Consider the following 622-nt stretch of genomic DNA (forward strand, 5'->3'; position numbering starts at 1 on the left):
AATTCTCTTCATAAAGTCGATGCTAAACATAGAGATGAGCTTTCAAATGCAAAAGCTGAAATTGACCAGTTACGTATTGCTGCTGAGCGTAATCCTGAGCGGGTGTACATCAGAGCCAGTTGTCCGAAAGGGGACGCTAATTCCACCTCCGACATGGATGATGGAGCAACCGCCAGACCTACTGACTCCGCTATCAGAAATTATTGGTTACTCAGTCAACGAATCGCAGAGTCAAAGCAAATGATACTTGGCTTGCAGGATTACATTAGAACAGAGTGTTTGTGGTAAAATCCCCCTCATCAATCCAATGAGGGGGGAACGATGAGCCTAACAAAATTTAAACATTCTTACTCATCTTAAATACAAAATAGGAATTAACCAAATTTTATAAAAAAGCAACGATTGATACGGCTATTAAATGTATTTTCTCTTTTGACCGGATAGTATATTAATAGCTATCTTAATCTACGAGGTTGTTTTTGATGCTCCTGTTACATTATTGAGTTGACTTAACCATATTAACTCGGTTCCAACAAGAGAAAGTGTTTTACCTGTTGAGCTCGTTTGTAACGAATATTCGATTTGTGATACTCGTTTAATTAATGGCGTTTTCCCATCAAGA

The 622-nt window shown here is 38.3% G+C and carries 1 protein-coding gene; it reads left to right on the forward strand.

Features of this window, described 5'->3' with window-relative positions; genetic code table 11:
• Positions 1–288, forward strand: a 288-nt coding sequence (locus tag PROVALCAL_RS02925; RefSeq protein ID WP_006657592.1) for a lysis system i-spanin subunit Rz, incomplete at its 5' end; no start/stop codon positions are given.
• Positions 289–622 lie beyond the last annotated feature (334 nt).

Origin of the sequence: Providencia alcalifaciens DSM 30120 (assembly GCF_000173415.1) — a bacterium.
Lineage (GTDB): Bacteria > Pseudomonadota > Gammaproteobacteria > Enterobacterales > Enterobacteriaceae > Providencia > Providencia alcalifaciens.